Genomic DNA, 15,340 nt, shown 5'->3' on the forward strand with positions numbered 1-15,340 from the left:
TGTTCTGTAATTTTCATATTTATGATTTTTTATGTTATCATTAATAAAATACATGCCATAAAATACTATTGCGCTATATGATCAGGTTTTTCTGTATCCACAACCTGTGTAATGGCGAAAATCTGCCGCAGAACGACGCAGTCCTCATCGGTCAGCAAACTGCCCAGCGTGGCCCCGTCCAGCACCATCATGAACGCGTCGATTGCCTGACCCAGTAATCCACGCAGACGGCAATGTCGCGCCAGAACGCAGGAACGGCCATCAACAGTCGTGGGTTCACACGCGACAAGGTTCATATCTTCTTCGGTATAGCGAACAACATCACCAATTCGGATTTCATCCGCCGCACGTGCCAGTGTTAATCCGCCGCCGCGTCCACGCATCGTCTGAATGAAGCCACCACGCCCAAGTTTATGTATGACCTTGACGAGGTGATTTTCAGAAATGCCGTATGCATTCGCGACTTCGCGTATCGAGACCCTGCGGTCTGTATGCAGTCCCACATAAAATAATGTCCGCAAGGCGTAATCAGTATGTAAAGTCATCCGCATATGGACGTCATAACATCCGTCCCAAGCGTGCGAAAGAGAAAAAAAAGATACTAGTTTTATCTATGTTTCAGTAAATAACTTCAAATTCTTCATTTACGCCCGTAACCCGCGCCACCCGTGATCGCAGGGAGGATGCCCTTCTTATCATCACATATTCGTGATAAAACAATGCGACTGGTCGATTACTTTCATTCAAAAGATACATCGACGAATCCCGTAAATGCTTTTGTAAATACGCGATCTTTGAAAACAGGAATGCCGCCCGAATAAAACGACACGCCTGTATACATCCCTGCATTATCAGGAATGATTGCAGATACCCTGCGCGATTTCAGGAATTTCCGGGAATGTCGCCTGTGCGCTCTGCATCCACGGGATTTGTCATCCGGCGCAACGGGGGATGCGACATCATGTCGATGATCGCCGCTGCGGTTTCTTCCACCGAACGATGCGTCACGTTAATGACCGGCCAGCCATGCTGGGCACATAACCGCCGCGCCCAGACCAATTCTTCCTGTACGCGCGTCGGGTCAACATATGGGCGCATGGATTCATCTGACACCCGGCGTCGGGCGAACTTACGCCCCGGCAGCATCATCCCCACACGCGACCTACGGATTTCCACCAGCGTATGCGGGTCGATCATCAGTCCGACCACCGTTCCCCTGTATTCCAGCAATCCATCGGGAAGCGCCACCCCCTGCACCAGCGGAACATTCGCCGCGCGCACCCCACGATTGGCAAGATAAAAACAGGTCGGGGTTTTCGAGGTTCGCGAAACCCCCACCAGTACCACATCCGCATCTTCGAGGGATTTGACCCGCTGTCCGTCATCATGACCGATGACATATTGCATCGCGTCAATCCGCCGTCGGTATTCATCATCCATGACATACTGACCGCCGGGATGGCGTTCCGCACGTGTCCCGGTTTCGCGTTCCAGAAAATATATCGTACTGTCGAGGATATTTTCCACCTGCACGCCCATGCTGCGACATCCCGTCCGCAGGGCTTCTCGCAGGCTTGGCGTCGTAAGAGAGGAAAGGACGGGGCCAGGTTCCGCCGCGATCCCCGCCAGAACACGCCCGACCTGTATCTGGGAACGGACAAGATTCCAGTTGCGCTGGATAAAGGACGAATCCCGAAACTGCGCACCACAGGCACGCACAACCGCTTCGAGTGTCTGGCCCGTAGCCTCCGACACCAGATGCAGGACAATCGGCTGACTATTCATATGCCTCTATACAGTGCGGTGCCGCCGCCATAACGACGGCACCGCCTGCCTCCGCGCTTTTACGCTGCCGCATTTTCCTTGCGATGGGCCAGTGCCGCCTGCGCCGCGGCAAGACGGGCCACCGGCACACGGAAGGGCGAGCACGATACATAATCCAGCCCGACCGCCTCAAAGAACGCGATCGAATCCGGGTCTCCCCCATGTTCGCCACAGATCCCCAGCTTCAGGCCCGGATGCGTGGCACGCCCACGCTCCACACCCATACGCACCAGGGCCCCCACACCATCACGATCGATGGACACAAACGGGTCCTTGGGCAACAGCCCATGATCGACATAGAACGGCAGGAACGAACCCGCATCATCACGCGACAGGCCAAAGGTCGTCTGTGTCAGGTCATTGGTGCCGAAGGAGAAGAAATCCGCATGATGTGCGATTTCGCCTGCCTGGATCGCGGCACGGGGCAGTTCGATCATCGTGCCGATACGGTAATCAAGGGAGGCGCCACGTTCTTGCAGCACGGAGATGATTTCCGCCTCCGCCGCCCGTCGCGCGACCTCCAGTTCCGCCTTGGTCGCGACCAGCGGGATCATGATTTCAGGCACGATGCCCTTGCCCGTCTCGTCAGAAACCTGCAACGCGGCCTCTATGAGGGCACGGACCTGCATTGCATAGATCTCCGGGTTCGTCAGGCCCAGACGGCACCCGCGATGACCCAGCATCGGGTTCGCTTCAGCCAGGGAAGCACAACGGGCACGGATTTCCTCAACCGTCCGGCCCAGAGCTGTGGCCACTTCCGCGATTTCCCCCTCCGCGTGCGGCAAGAACTCGTGCAGGGGAGGATCAAGCAGGCGCACTGTTACCGGCAGGCCGGCCATGATGCGGAAGATGCTGACGAAATCATCGCGCTGGAACGTCAGAAGTGCATTGATCGCACGCTGCCGCACGGCCTCGTCATCCGCGATGATCATCTGGCGCACAAGACCGATGCGGTCGGGGCCAAAGAACATGTGTTCCGTGCGGGCCAGCCCGATCCCTTCCGCCCCGAAACGACGCGCGGTCTTCGCATCATCAGGCGTTTCGGCATTTGCACGCACACCAAGGCGCCGGGTGGCATCGGCCCAGCCCATCAACGTGTTGAAATCATCTGACAGGATGGGGGGAATGGTCGCGACACGCCCGAGATAGACTGCCCCCGTGCTGCCATCGAGCGTGATCCATTCCCCTTCCGCGATGGAATGGCCGTCGATCGTCATGACCATCGTGGTGTAATCGATATGCACGCTGCCGGCACCGGCGACACATACGCGCCCCATACCACGGGCAACCACGGCCGCGTGCGACGTCATGCCACCACGTGCCGTCAGCACACCACGCGCGGCGTGCATGCCATGCACGTCCTCGGGCGAGGTTTCGACACGCACCAGAATGACATCCTCGCCACGGGCGGCGCGGGCCTCGCACTCCTCCGCCGTGAACACGACCGCGCCAGAGGCCGCACCCGGCGACGCAGGCAGCCCACGGGTAAGCTGCACACGCTCCGCCTTGGGATCAAGGGCGGGATGCAGTAACTGATCCAGTGACGTCGCTGGCACGCGGCAGATGGCGTCTTCCTTGGAAATCAGCCCTTCACGCGCCATATCGATGGCAATCTTCAGCGCCGCTGCCGCCGTGCGCTTGCCATTGCGCGTCTGTAACAGATACAGCACGTTGCGCTGCACCGTAAATTCGATGTCCTGCATGTCATGGTAATGCCCCTCCAGCAAGGAGCGCACCCGCAACAATTCGGCATAGGCATCGGGCAGCACCGTTTCCATCGGATTCTGCCCTTCCTCCGCCCGTGCGCGCGACATCGGTTGCGGGGTGCGAATCCCGGCCACCACGTCCTCGCCCTGCGCATTGACGAGGTATTCGCCATAGAACACGTCTTCACCGGTGGAGGGATCGCGCGTGAAACATACGCCGGTTGCGCAGTCATCGCCCATATTGCCAAATACCATCGATTGCACGTTAACCGCCGTCCCCCATGAGGCCGGGATATCATGCAGCTTACGATAGGTATTGGCGCGCGGGTTCATCCATGAACCGAATACGGCCCCGATCGCGCCCCACAACTGCGCCTGCGGGTCGGAGGGAAATTCCTGCCCGGTATGTTCGCTGATGATCTCGTGATACGCCTTCACGACTTCGCGCCATTGCGTGGCGGAAATGGCGGTATCATCCACCACACCCAGCGTCCGCTTGAACTGGTCGAGTACGTCCTCGAAATGGTGATGGGCGACGCCCATGACGACGGAACCGTACATCTGCACGAAACGGCGATAGCTGTCCCATGCAAAACGTTCATCGCCCGAAGAGCGGGCCAACCCTTCCACGGTCGTGTCATTCAGGCCGAGATTGAGGACGGTGTCCATCATCCCCGGCATGGATACCCGCGCGCCAGACCGGACGGAAACAAGGAGCGGGGCGTCGGCATCGCCAAAACGCAGGCCCATGGCCTCCTCGATCCGCTGCATCGCCGCACCGACCTGGGCATGCAGGTCGTCAGGATATTTGCGCCCGTTGTCATAAAACGCCGAGCAGACTTCCGTCGTTATGGTGAAGCCCGGCGGGACCGGCAGGCCGATCGACGCCATTTCCGCCAGATTCGCGCCTTTTCCGCCCAGGAGGTTGCGCATCTCCGCGCGACCCTCGTTAAGGCCGTTTCCGAAACTGTATACCCACTTCGTCATGTCTGCTCGTTCCCACTTGCGATGGTATCACGCCCTGCATCCTGTTCTGGCGCAAGGAATGCAATGGCACGGCACCATATTTTTTCATATTGTTGTTTTTAGTAGGGCCAGATGGAAAAATTATGCGAGTTTAAAGGTTTCAGCAATAGATATTTTCGCATCATGGCAATCATGAAACATTAATAATGCGAATATATCGCAAATGATCGGCAACATGAAAGATGATCCGCCGGGTTGTGTTGCATTGCAGCATGTTTATTTCAATATTTTGCATTCACATGCCTGCCATGGACCTTTCTACTTGAGCAAACCCTTCCCCTTGGGCGATATCGGTGATACGCCCTATCCGGAAGAGGGGGACGATAGGCTTGGCGCCGCCCCTGTCATGAAACGCCATGCCCCGCGCGGGCATTCCTTCATGATCACTCCACCACACGACAAGGACAACAGGCATGATCCGCGATCCCAAGGTCATTGAACATCTCAACATCCAGCTCACCAACGAGCTGACGGCCATCAACCAGTATTTCCTGCATGCCCGTACCCTCAACCACTGGGGCGTCACCCTGCTGGGCAAAAAGGAATATGAGGAATCGATCGAGGAAATGCGTCATGCCGACTGGCTGATTGAACGCATCCTGTTCCTTGGTGGCCTGCCCAACGTGCAGCGTTACAATCAGGTTCTCATCGGCCAGAATGTCGAGGAAATCCTGAAGTGCGACATGAAGCTGGAGGAAAAGGCGATCGCGGACCTGCGTGAAGCCATCGCCTATTGCGAAAGCGTGCGCGACTACGTCTCACGCGACCTGTTCCTCAAGATCCTCGACAATGAAGAAGAACACGAAGACTTCCTCGACCGTCAGTTCGACCTGATCAAGATGATCGGAATTGAACGCTATATCCAGCTCAACTCCGCTTCAGCCGAAAAAGAGTAAGCTGCCGCAGAAAGCATAAGCCACCGCCTGTGCCAGCCACCCCGCGATGGTGGCTGGTGCATGGCGATGCCCCCTCTATCCGACGATATCCTGTCTGGCGATATCCTATCCGGGCAATTCCTGCGGCATGGCTGTCATGCCAGCGGAAAACCCACCCCCAGTCCCCGCCAGGTTGAGCACTGCTCCCTGTCGTTCATGTGCCGCCTGGCGCAATGCCCGGCGCAGCAGGCACAGAACCCCGGGAACACAGTTCCCGCACTGCGCCTTGCATCCTTTTGCCGCATAAACCTCCCGCGGGTGGGTGGCCCCATTGCTTACAGCGATATCTATATCTGTATCCGTCAGCATGTTGCACGAACAAACAAACATGAAACACCCATTCATTGCCGCGAGTCCGCATCACCATATATGAGAACAATTCTCAATATCAATGGGTAAAACCGCTTTTTCCGCACCTTCCCCAAACACGCCCTTGCGAACAGCGTCGCATGAAGTGATCCGCCTCCTCCGGCACCTCCCGGTTCTGATGGGATGAGCATGCGCATAATCACGAACGCCGCCACCCGGAAGAGGTGACGGCGTTCCTGAAACATCAGCCATGGCAAGGGCCTGCATAAAGGCCCCCTGAAGATATGCGTCAGCCCAGTTTCTTGCGCAGGCGTGCATCAAGGACATCAAGGAAGGGCTGCGTATCGAGCCATTTCGTCCCGTTTCCGACCAGTAGGGCGAGATCCTTGGTCATCTCGCCACCTTCCACTGTTTCAATGCAGACACGTTCCAACGCCTCGGCAAAGTGAATGACATCAGGGGTATCGTCAAAGCGCCCGCGATAGGCCAGCCCACGCGTCCATGCGAAGATGGAGGCGATGGGGTTGGTGCTGGTGGGGCGTCCCTTCTGGTGTTCACGGAAGTGACGGGTCACTGTGCCATGGGCGGCTTCGGCCTCCACCACATCACCGGTGGGGTTAAGCAGCACGGAAGTCATCAGGCCAAGGCTGCCGAAGCCCTGTGCCACAATATCACTCTCCACGTCACCGTCATAGTTCTTGCATGCCCAGACATACCCACCCTGCCATTTCAGGGCACAGGCCACCATGTCATCAATCAGGCGATGTTCGTAGGTCAGGCCCAGCTTTTCGAATTCCGCCTTGAATTCGCGGTCATAAACCTCCTGGAACACGTCCTTGAACATCCCGTCATAGGCCTTGAGGATCGTGTTCTTGGTGGACAGGTAGACCGGAAGCCGACGGTCGCGTCCGTAAGAGAGCGAGGCGCGGGCAAACCCTTCGATGGATGCACGGGTATTATGCATACCCAGCGCCACGCCCGACCCCTTGAAGTCATGCACGTCAAGCACCTGCTCCTCCCCGCCGTCAGCGGGCTGGTAACGCAGCGTGACCTTGCCCGGTCCCGGAATACGGGTTTCAGCCGCACGATAGATATCGCCATAGGCATGGCGGCCGATGACGATCGGCTTGGTCCAGTGCGGCACCAGACGCGGCACATTGGCACAGATGATGGGTTCGCGGAAAATCGTACCATCAAGGATATTGCGGATCGTGCCATTGGGCGAACGCCACATCTTCTTAAGGCCGAATTCCTTAACCCGGTCCTCGTCCGGGGTGATGGTGGCGCATTTGACACCCACGCCGTATTTGCGGACAGCCTCGGCAGCCTCAACCGTGACCCGGTCATCCGTTTCGTCACGATGGACAATCCCCAGGTCGAAATACTTCAGGTCGATGTCCAGATAAGGCAGTATCAGCCGCTCCTTGATGAAATGCCAGATGATGCGGGTCATTTCATCCCCGTCCATTTCAACGACGGGATTTTTTACCTTGATTTTGGCCATATATTGGGTCCGCTTCTTTATTCTTACATCCATGCGGACATGGACGTTTCCTTCGGGCGAACATTAATAAAGGCCACACTGCCAAAGAATAAAGGGATAGAGCGACTGCCGCCCTTCACAAACGTGACAGCACGCCCCCTGCCCCTTATTACGGTCACATCTGTGTCATCACATGGCATTCATGCATGGAAACGTCGGATCTGGCGCGACACCATGCCAAAGACGAACATCAGCACCACCCCGAATGGCACCAGCCATGAAAAGGCGATGACATGGCCATAGGGATGAACGAACATCATGACACAACACACCACCACCAGGGTCAGCAGGAACGCAGGCAGGACATCACGTACATCCGCCCCGGCAACAAACATGGCAAACACGAATGCGCCCAGCATTGCGCCATAGGAACAGGCGGCCACCGACAGGCCAAACACGACGGCAGGCCCATGGCTGTGTGAAAATCCCAACGCCGCCAGCACAAGGATCGCAGCCCACACCAGCGTGACCAGCCGCGCAAACGCCAGCGGGCGCACATGCAGGTGTCGTGTCATCCATGCACAGAATGCGGAAAAATCAAGCAAGGTCGCACTGGTCATGGAATTAAGCGTGGCCGACAACGACCCCATGGTCGCGCTCAGCAATCCTGCAATCAATAATCCGGCAAGCCCATGCGGCAGGCCATGGACAATGAAATCGGGAAACAGTTCGTCCGATGACCCCAACCCCACCTCCGCCAGAGAGCGACCGCCATTTCGCGCCCATAACAGGACGCCCACCAGCGACAGCAATGCAAACAGCCCCCCCACCATAAACCCGCTGCCAATCAGGGCCTTGCGCGCATCAGGCAGGTTTCGCGCGGCCAGAATGCGCTGCACCATCAACTGGTCGGTGCCATGAGACGCCATGGACATGATGGCCCCGCCGATAATGGCAGCAAGCGGTGTATAAGGATTAAGGAAAAACAGGTTGGATTTCTGGAACAGATGGAAGCGTGCCGAATGCACCAGCATATGCGTCTGCTGCGCCGTCTGGTGATGAAACAGCAAGAAGACACAGGCCGCGGCCCCGGTGACATAAACCGCAAGCTGGATCGCATCGGACCAGACCACGGCGCGCAGCCCCCCAAAAAGCGTATAGAACAGGGTCAGCCCGACGATTATCAGCATCACCACCACATGTGGCAAGGGAAACTGCATGGCCGTCAGGATGGCCGCAACCGGCAACATTCCCGCGAACATCCTTATCCCTTCGGCCAGAACACGCATCAGCAGGAACGTGATGGAAACCGTGCGTTCCATTGCCGCTCCGAAACGCTGCCCCAGATACTGATAGACGCTGCTGAACTGCCCGGAGAAATAATGTGGCAGAAACAGCCATGCGACCAGTGCCCGCCCGATGACATACCCCATCGCAAGCCCGACAAAGACCAGCCCGTTCCCATAGGCGATACCGGGAATGCTGATCACCGTCAGGGTGGAGGTTTCCGTCGCCACCAGCGACAGGCAGATGACCCACCATGGCAGGTCATGCCCCCCACCCACATAGGCAGAGACTGAGTCCTGCCGTCCGGACAGGAAAAATGCAATGAACGGCAGCGTCAGGCAATAAATGCAGATAATCGAGAGATCGACGGGAGACATGCCAATTCCATCATTTCAGACACACGGATTCTATTACCAAAGAAATACCATATCAAAGCCAAAAATCATCAGGTCCCCGAAACAAAATATTTTCACGACCAAAACGATAAAATTCCGACAAAAACATTCCTGACGCCTCACAAACCTTCTTTCACGATCATGTCAGCGCATGGGTGATACGAATCATCCACGTGAATGATGACGAAATGTCATTGTTATTGCCATTTCATAATGGTATTATTCCTGTATCAGATCTTGCCATGCCCATTCACCAGCGGACCCCCTGCACCATGCACGCACTCCCTGCCACGCGACATCTGCGCCGCCGCCATGCCCTGCTGCTTGCCACGGCAGCAGCCACACTCGGCGCATGTGCGCGCACCAGCCACGGACAGCGTACGACACGAAACATGGCGGAAATTGACCACCTGCTTGAACAGGCCGTCGCCACACACGCGACCCCCGGCGTTGTCTGCGCCATCGGGCATGCAGGCAAGGTCGTTTACCGATCAGTACGTGGGCAACGCGCCATTGCGCCTGTGGCCGAAACCATGACGTGGGATACCGTGTTCGACATGGCGTCCCTGACCAAGGCGGTCATAACGGCGCCGTGCGTCATGCAGTTGTGGGAACAGGGACGCTTTGACCTTGATGATCCCGTCTGCCGCTATCTGCCGCACTTCGCGGCTGCGGGAAAATCCGGCATTACGATCCGCCACCTGCTGACCCATTATTCCGGGTTGCAACCCGATCTTGGCCTGACTGACAAATGGCATGGTCGCGACGCGGCCTTCCGTCTGGCGATGAATACCGTGCCGGACCATCCACCGGGCAGCCGGTTCGTCTATAGCGACATCAACTTCATCACGTTGGGTTTCCTTGTGGAGAAGCTGTCGGGCATGACACTCGACACCTATGCCACGCGTTATATCCTGGCACCGCTTGGCATGCGCATGTCACGCTTCTTGCCGCCGGAAACATGGCGTGCGCAGATTGCACCAACACAGTTCGATGATGACGGACACATGCTGCGCGGGCAGGTACATGATCCCTCTGCCCGGCGCATGGGTGGGGTCGCGGGGCATGCGGGCCTGTTTTCCACGGCGGACGACATGTGTGTATATGCACAGGCGCTACTGGACAGGCGCGCGGGCAGACCATCGGCATTCCCGTTACAGACGCGCACACTGGTGATGATGACCACGCCACAGCAACCACAGGGCCAGACGGACCTGCGCGGGCTGGGCTGGGACATCTCGACACATTATTCCTCCCCACGCGGGGACCGCTTTCCCATGAATTCCTTCGGACATACCGGCTTTACCGGCACGTCCCTTTGGCTTGATCCCGACAGCGATACCTATGTCCTGATCCTGACCAACCGCGTCCACCCTGATGGACGCGGCAATGTCATCAGGCTGCGCCACGATGTCGCAACCGCCGCCGCCATCGCCCTTTCCATTCCCCGGGCCTGACCTTCATCCCCCTGCCGCCGGAGACAGTGCATCCATGACCCCATCCCCCGCCCCCGCCCTTCCCATACTGACCGAAGGACAGGACCCCCGCTATGCGGATGTTGACCTGTGGCCTGTGTCATCGGTCCTTGATGCGCTGGTGGAGGCGCAGATGAGTGCGGTTGCTGCCGTCCGTGCCGCTGTCCCGGAACTGGAACGTGCGGTCAACGCGGCCCTGCCCCGCCTGTTGGCGGGGGGACGCCTGTTTTATGTTGGCGCGGGCACATCGGGCCGGATCGGCATGCAGGACGGGGTTGAACTGCTGCCGACCTTCGGATGGGAGCCAGAGCGTCTGGTCCTGCTGCTGGCGGGTGGGAATGATGCGATTTACCAGGCGGCGGAAGGGGCCGAAGACCGCGAGGATGTCGCCCGTGCGGAAATCCTGGCACATGACCCCGGCCCGAATGACGTGGTTGTGGGCATCGCGGCAAGTGGTTCCACCCCTTACACCTGCGCCGCAATCGCCACCGCACGCGCCGCCGGCAGCCTGACGATCGGCATTGCATGCAATCCATCATGCCTGTTGCTGAACGCTGCGGACATCGGCATTGCGATCGTGACGGGACCGGAAGTCATCTCCGGCTCCACACGTCTCAAGGCCGGGACCGCGCAGAAAACCACCCTTAACCTGATTTCCACCACGCTGATGATCCGCATGGGCCATGCCTATCGCGGGCAGATGGTGGACATGCGTGTCGTGAATGAAAAACTGCGCCAGCGTGCCTGTCGCATGGTGCGCAATTTAACCACCAGCACACATGAACAGGCCATCGCCGCGCTGGAGGCCACGGGATTCAACGTCAAACGTGCGGTCATGCTGCGCTGGGGAATCGCGGCGGACCGGATTGATCCCCTGCTTGCAACACATGACGGCAACCTGCGTACGATCCAGGCAGAGCTGGACGCCACAGGCAATCAGAAAGGTTGAACCGGGTGGAGCATCACGCACGGTTTGAGGAATCACTACGGCTTGATCCCTCCAGCCACATGCCGCTCTACCTCCAGTTGGAGGCGCGGTTGCGCCATATGATCGAAAGCAGCCAGTTGCGCCGTGGCGATGCCATCCCGGCGGAACGTGAGTTGGCCAGCATGACCGGGGTGTCACGCGTCACCGTGCGCAAGGCCATGGCAAAGCTGGTGCATGAAGGACTCGTGGTTCAGAAAACGGGGGCCGGTACGTTCGTGTCGGGACGTTTCAGCCAACCGCTTTCGGAACTAAGCGGCTTTTCACAGGACATGCGGGCCCGTGGTTTTACCCCAGGGTCGCACTGGCTGGACCGGCAGCATGCCATGGCTGGACCGGACGAGGCCATGGCGCTTGGCGTGGCGCCCGGCACGCGTATTATCCGCCTCAAACGCATCCGCACCGCCAATAATGAACCCATGGCAGTTGAAACCGCCATTGTAACGGCACGCGACCTGCCTGATCCCTATCTGGTGCAGGATTCATTTTATGCCGTCCTGCGGGCACGGGGGCTTATGGCGGTACGCGCTCTGCAACGCCTGCGGGCCGGACTGGCGACACCGCAGGAGGCATTGTGGCTGCACCTGAAACAGCCAGCAGCCATCCTGCAGATCGAACGGCGCGCGTTTCTTGCCGATGGTCGCGTGCTGGAGGTTACATATTCCGCCTATCGCGCGGACATGTATGATTTCGTGGTCGAACTCAGATCTTCCGACCCGACGCCATAAGGGCCTCGATGCCAGGAACGATATCCTGCACCAGATCAGCAGGTGGTTGTGCCATGGTATGCGCCGCCTTTGTCGTGGCGGATGCTTCGATCTGCTGATGCGCCGTTGCAAGCGCATGACGCGCGGCATCCCGCCAGCCATGGCCACCGCCATCCAGCCCCCCAAGGCCAGCACGCGCCAGCGCGGCCAGTTCGGCCGATACCGGCAACAGGGGCTGTAACACCGGATATTGCGCCGCCAGCCGGATGATCGCCACATCATTGTCACGCCATGCGACAAGCCGCGCGCGAAGGTCGGGCTTCAACGCCGACTGGCCCGAAAGATATATCTGCACGTCACGATTGAATGCCTGCGCGGCAAAGCTGTCCGGTGCGGCAATATCGGCAGGGGTATCGAAATGCTGTTCCGTGATCGGAACCTTGTGCAGATACTGCCATGCCTGATGATTACGGGCATAATTGCGCACCGGGCTTGTCACCGACAATAACGTCAGCAGCGATTGCGGATCGGCGGGTGCCAGTCGCGCGGCCATGCGGTATGTATTCGACTGGGCCTGATTACCCAGCACCTGCAATTCGGCCTGGATCGCGGGCAGGCGGGCAGACATGCTGTCAGGATCACATATGTCCTGCGGGGACCAGAAACGTTCGGAAATTGCGGCAAGGCGTGGCCATAACCGCGCATCAAGCATCTCATCCGTCACGGTTTCCGTCCATAATGCGGCCTCTGCCCCGACCACATGTGCCTTCTGCATGTCGGAAAGGGTATCCGTCGGGTCCACGCGGTAATGTTGCGTCGCAGGCTGCAACAGGTCGAGGTAATAGCCAGCAGATACCACAACAGGGTGCCCCGCCGATGCAGCGGCGGCGGCATATTTCTGGCCACGCCATGCCTCCACCATAACGCCTTGCGGTACGGGCGCCTCGCTCACCTCGTCCCAGCCCATCATGACCTTGCCATCATGTTCCAAAAACCGCGCGATACGCGTGGTGAACGCGGCCTGCAACGCCTTGGGATCGGCATAACCATGCGCCTTCATAGATGCGGCGATACGGAGGTTTTGCGTCCATTGCCATCCCCGCACCTCATCCCCACCCGCATGGAAATAGACATCGGGAAACAGGCGCGACATCTCATGATACAGATGTCGTATAAAATCATAGGTTCCCGGCAGTGTCGGATCAAACGCATCGACATAGACCTGACGCAGGTCCATCGCATCGGGGGGCTGCGCTGCATAACGGGGATATGCCGTCAGCAGGGCAAAGGAATGACCCGGCGTGTCGAATTCGGGCACAATGCGGATCGCGCGCTCCGCCGCATAGGCCACAAGGGCGCGGATCTGTTTTTGGGTATAATATTCCCCCCGCGCCGCGACCTTTTGCAACCGTGGATAGCGGCGGCTCTCAACGCGAAACGACTGCCCATCAGACAGATGCAGGTGCAGGACATTGAGCTTTGCAAGCTCCATGGCGTCCATCTGACGCTCCAGCGTCGCAGGCGTCATGAAATGGCGGCTGACATCAATCAGGATACCGCGCCATGCAAAACGCGGTCGGTCCTCAATCACGGCGGCATCAAGCACGGGGCCATCTGCCGTATGGTCCACCAGTTGCAGAAGCGTCGCAAGGCCACGCATCACACCTGCCGGCCCATCTGCCGTCAGCCGGACACCATCCGTATCCACCTGCAGGCGATAATGCTCATGCATATCCACCGACAGCATGCGCGTATCGTCCGCCATGCAGTCGATAGAAAGCCGCAATGCCGTGACGGGACCATATTCCGGCGCATATGTGCGCCCCGACAACGTATCAAGGCGTTTTTCAAACCGTCCCACCACCCGATCCAGCAATGCGGAACGCAGGCCCAGCCATGTAACCTCCATCCGCCCGGTCAGCGCAATGGCACCGGAACCCGCCACATAGGACGTCGGCATGGGCATCAGTGCCGGGCTGCAGGACGCCACCTGCGGCGCGGCCAGAAGTGCTAAGACAAACCCGGCGCCCAGCATACGTGAAAAACCCAATGCCCCGCCCTCTGGAATACCCCGCCAGCCCATGATCAGCGCAGGCGTCGTCCGCCGACCCAGACTTCCTCAACCTGCAATGCGCTGTTCATGACAACGAAATCCGCACGGCATCCCGCCGACAGGCGACCACGATCATCCAGACCAAGGTATCGCGCGGCATTGGTACTGACGAGTGCCGCTGCTTCGGGCAGGGATTTCCCCGCATCGACCGCATTGCGCAGCGCCGCGTCCAGCGTCAGGACACTACCCGCCAGGGACCCGTTATCCAGCCGCGCCACACCATCCTTGATATGCACGGTCTGCCCGCCAAGCTGGCTTATCCCATCGCCCCCCCCGGTACCGCGCATGGCGTCGGTCACGAACAGCAGGCGTGACCCCATGACACGGTGCGCCAGACGAAAGGTCGCGGGATGAACATGATGGGTGTCAAAAATCATCTCGGCATAGGCAACGTCACTACACATCAGGGCTGTCACCGGGCCGGGACGCCGACTTTCAATCGGGGCCATGGCATTGAACAGGTGCGTCGCCCCAGCCACGCCACCCGCGGCGCAGATGCGGCAGATCGCGCGGTCAGCCCCTTCGTAATCCGTCACCGTATGCCCAAGGCTTACGCGCACACCCGCACGTGCGAATGTTTCCATAGCGGTCTGCGCATGGTCGAGTTCCGGGGCAAGGGTTACAACCCGCACCACACCTGTGGCCAGGGCTTCGTCCACATGCACCGGGTCCGGGGCGATTGTGAACGGCGGCTGTGCGCCAAGGCGATGGGGGCTGACGAATGGCCCTTCAAGGTGCGCGCCATGGACCTGCGGACCATCGGGAATCCCGCTGCGCCAGACCTCTGCCACCGCCCGCAGGGCATCCATGACATCCGCCCACGGACGCGTAATCGTGGTGGGCAGGATGGTCGTGGTGCCGTGCGACAGGTGAAAGCGCGACATATGGTGGATGGCGTCCACCCCATCCATCGTATCCGCGCCATCGCCACCATGCACGTGACCATCGACGAAACCGGGCAGGATATAACGGTCAGGCGCACTGGCCTGCGGGGTAATATCCCCGATCAGGTCGTCAAAGGACATCGACGCGCTGACAATACGATCCTCAAGGACAAGCTGGCCACTGATGTTCATGGGTTAGGTCCGATCATAA

13 protein-coding genes are annotated in these 15,340 nt (G+C 58.8%); 5 read left to right on the forward strand and 8 right to left on the reverse strand.

Annotation, left to right across the window (positions count from 1 at the left end; all coding sequences use genetic code 11):
• Positions 1-65: 65 nt before the first annotated feature.
• The 3 genes from IFJ82_RS10230 to ppdK form a co-directional block, all read right to left on the reverse strand.
• Positions 66-551 (reverse strand): RrF2 family transcriptional regulator, encoded by a 486-nt coding sequence (locus IFJ82_RS10230; protein ID WP_075623959.1) that lies wholly within the window; start codon positions 549-551, stop codon positions 66-68.
• Positions 552-882: 331 nt separating this feature from the next.
• Complete coding sequence (locus IFJ82_RS10235) at positions 883-1,785, reverse strand: pyruvate, water dikinase regulatory protein (RefSeq protein WP_003619418.1); 903 nt, start codon at positions 1,783-1,785, stop codon at positions 883-885.
• A gap of 59 nt (positions 1,786-1,844) precedes the next feature.
• Positions 1,845-4,517: a pyruvate, phosphate dikinase gene (gene ppdK, locus IFJ82_RS10240; RefSeq protein WP_048859212.1), complete on the reverse strand. Its 2,673-nt coding sequence runs from the start codon at positions 4,515-4,517 to the stop codon at positions 1,845-1,847.
• A gap of 214 nt (positions 4,518-4,731) precedes the next feature.
• On the opposite strand from ppdK, the gene IFJ82_RS10245 reads away from it, so the two are divergent.
• Positions 4,732-4,995, forward strand: a complete 264-nt coding sequence (locus tag IFJ82_RS10245; protein WP_141312747.1) for a hypothetical protein — start codon at positions 4,732-4,734, stop codon at positions 4,993-4,995.
• Positions 4,970-5,452 carry a bacterioferritin gene (gene bfr, locus IFJ82_RS10250; RefSeq protein ID WP_003619408.1) on the forward strand — a complete coding sequence of 161 codons (483 nt, stop codon included), beginning with the start codon at positions 4,970-4,972 and terminating at the stop codon, positions 5,450-5,452. The genes IFJ82_RS10245 and bfr overlap by 26 nt, the downstream gene beginning before the upstream one ends.
• Before the next feature lie 105 nt (positions 5,453-5,557).
• On the opposite strand, the gene IFJ82_RS10255 is transcribed toward bfr, so the two are convergent.
• The 3 genes from IFJ82_RS10255 to IFJ82_RS10265 all read right to left on the reverse strand — a co-directional run bounded on the left by IFJ82_RS10255 (position 5,558) and on the right by IFJ82_RS10265 (position 8,947).
• A complete protein-coding gene (locus tag IFJ82_RS10255) occupies positions 5,558-5,821 on the reverse strand; it encodes a (2Fe-2S)-binding protein (protein ID WP_003619405.1) in 264 nt (87 codons plus the stop codon).
• Between the two features lie 268 nt (positions 5,822-6,089).
• On the reverse strand, positions 6,090-7,304 hold the full coding sequence (locus IFJ82_RS10260; protein WP_192264432.1) for an NADP-dependent isocitrate dehydrogenase: 1,215 nt from the start codon (positions 7,302-7,304) through the stop codon (positions 6,090-6,092).
• Between the two features lie 179 nt (positions 7,305-7,483).
• Positions 7,484-8,947, reverse strand: coding sequence for a sodium:solute symporter (locus IFJ82_RS10265; protein WP_192264435.1), 1,464 nt, complete (start codon positions 8,945-8,947; stop codon positions 7,484-7,486).
• A 290-nt stretch (positions 8,948-9,237) separates the two neighbouring features.
• Here IFJ82_RS10265 and IFJ82_RS10270 point away from each other — a divergent pair, with 290 nt between their 5' ends.
• The 3 genes from IFJ82_RS10270 to IFJ82_RS10280 are packed head-to-tail and all read left to right on the forward strand — an operon-like array spanning position 9,238 to position 12,153.
• Positions 9,238-10,422 carry a serine hydrolase domain-containing protein gene (locus IFJ82_RS10270; protein ID WP_062809219.1) on the forward strand — a complete coding sequence of 395 codons (1,185 nt, stop codon included), beginning with the start codon at positions 9,238-9,240 and terminating at the stop codon, positions 10,420-10,422.
• 34 nt (positions 10,423-10,456) lie between these two features.
• Complete coding sequence (locus tag IFJ82_RS10275; RefSeq protein WP_075595373.1) at positions 10,457-11,389, forward strand: N-acetylmuramic acid 6-phosphate etherase; 933 nt, start codon at positions 10,457-10,459, stop codon at positions 11,387-11,389.
• Between the two features lie 5 nt (positions 11,390-11,394).
• Complete coding sequence (locus tag IFJ82_RS10280) at positions 11,395-12,153, forward strand: GntR family transcriptional regulator (RefSeq protein ID WP_196760710.1); 759 nt, start codon at positions 11,395-11,397, stop codon at positions 12,151-12,153.
• Here the strand turns inward: IFJ82_RS10280 and IFJ82_RS10285 are convergent.
• Together IFJ82_RS10285 and nagA are read right to left on the reverse strand one after the other, a co-directional pair.
• On the reverse strand, positions 12,128-14,215 hold the full coding sequence (locus IFJ82_RS10285) for a beta-N-acetylhexosaminidase (protein ID WP_225578628.1): 2,088 nt from the start codon (positions 14,213-14,215) through the stop codon (positions 12,128-12,130). The two genes, IFJ82_RS10280 and IFJ82_RS10285, sit on opposite strands and share 26 nt — an antisense overlap.
• Before the next feature lie 2 nt (positions 14,216-14,217).
• Positions 14,218-15,321 (reverse strand): N-acetylglucosamine-6-phosphate deacetylase, encoded by a 1,104-nt coding sequence (nagA, locus tag IFJ82_RS10290; protein WP_003619394.1) that lies wholly within the window; start codon positions 15,319-15,321, stop codon positions 14,218-14,220.
• Positions 15,322-15,340 lie beyond the last annotated feature (19 nt).

The sequence above is a fragment of the Novacetimonas hansenii genome (genome assembly GCF_014843995.1).
Taxonomy (GTDB): domain Bacteria; phylum Pseudomonadota; class Alphaproteobacteria; order Acetobacterales; family Acetobacteraceae; genus Novacetimonas; species Novacetimonas hansenii.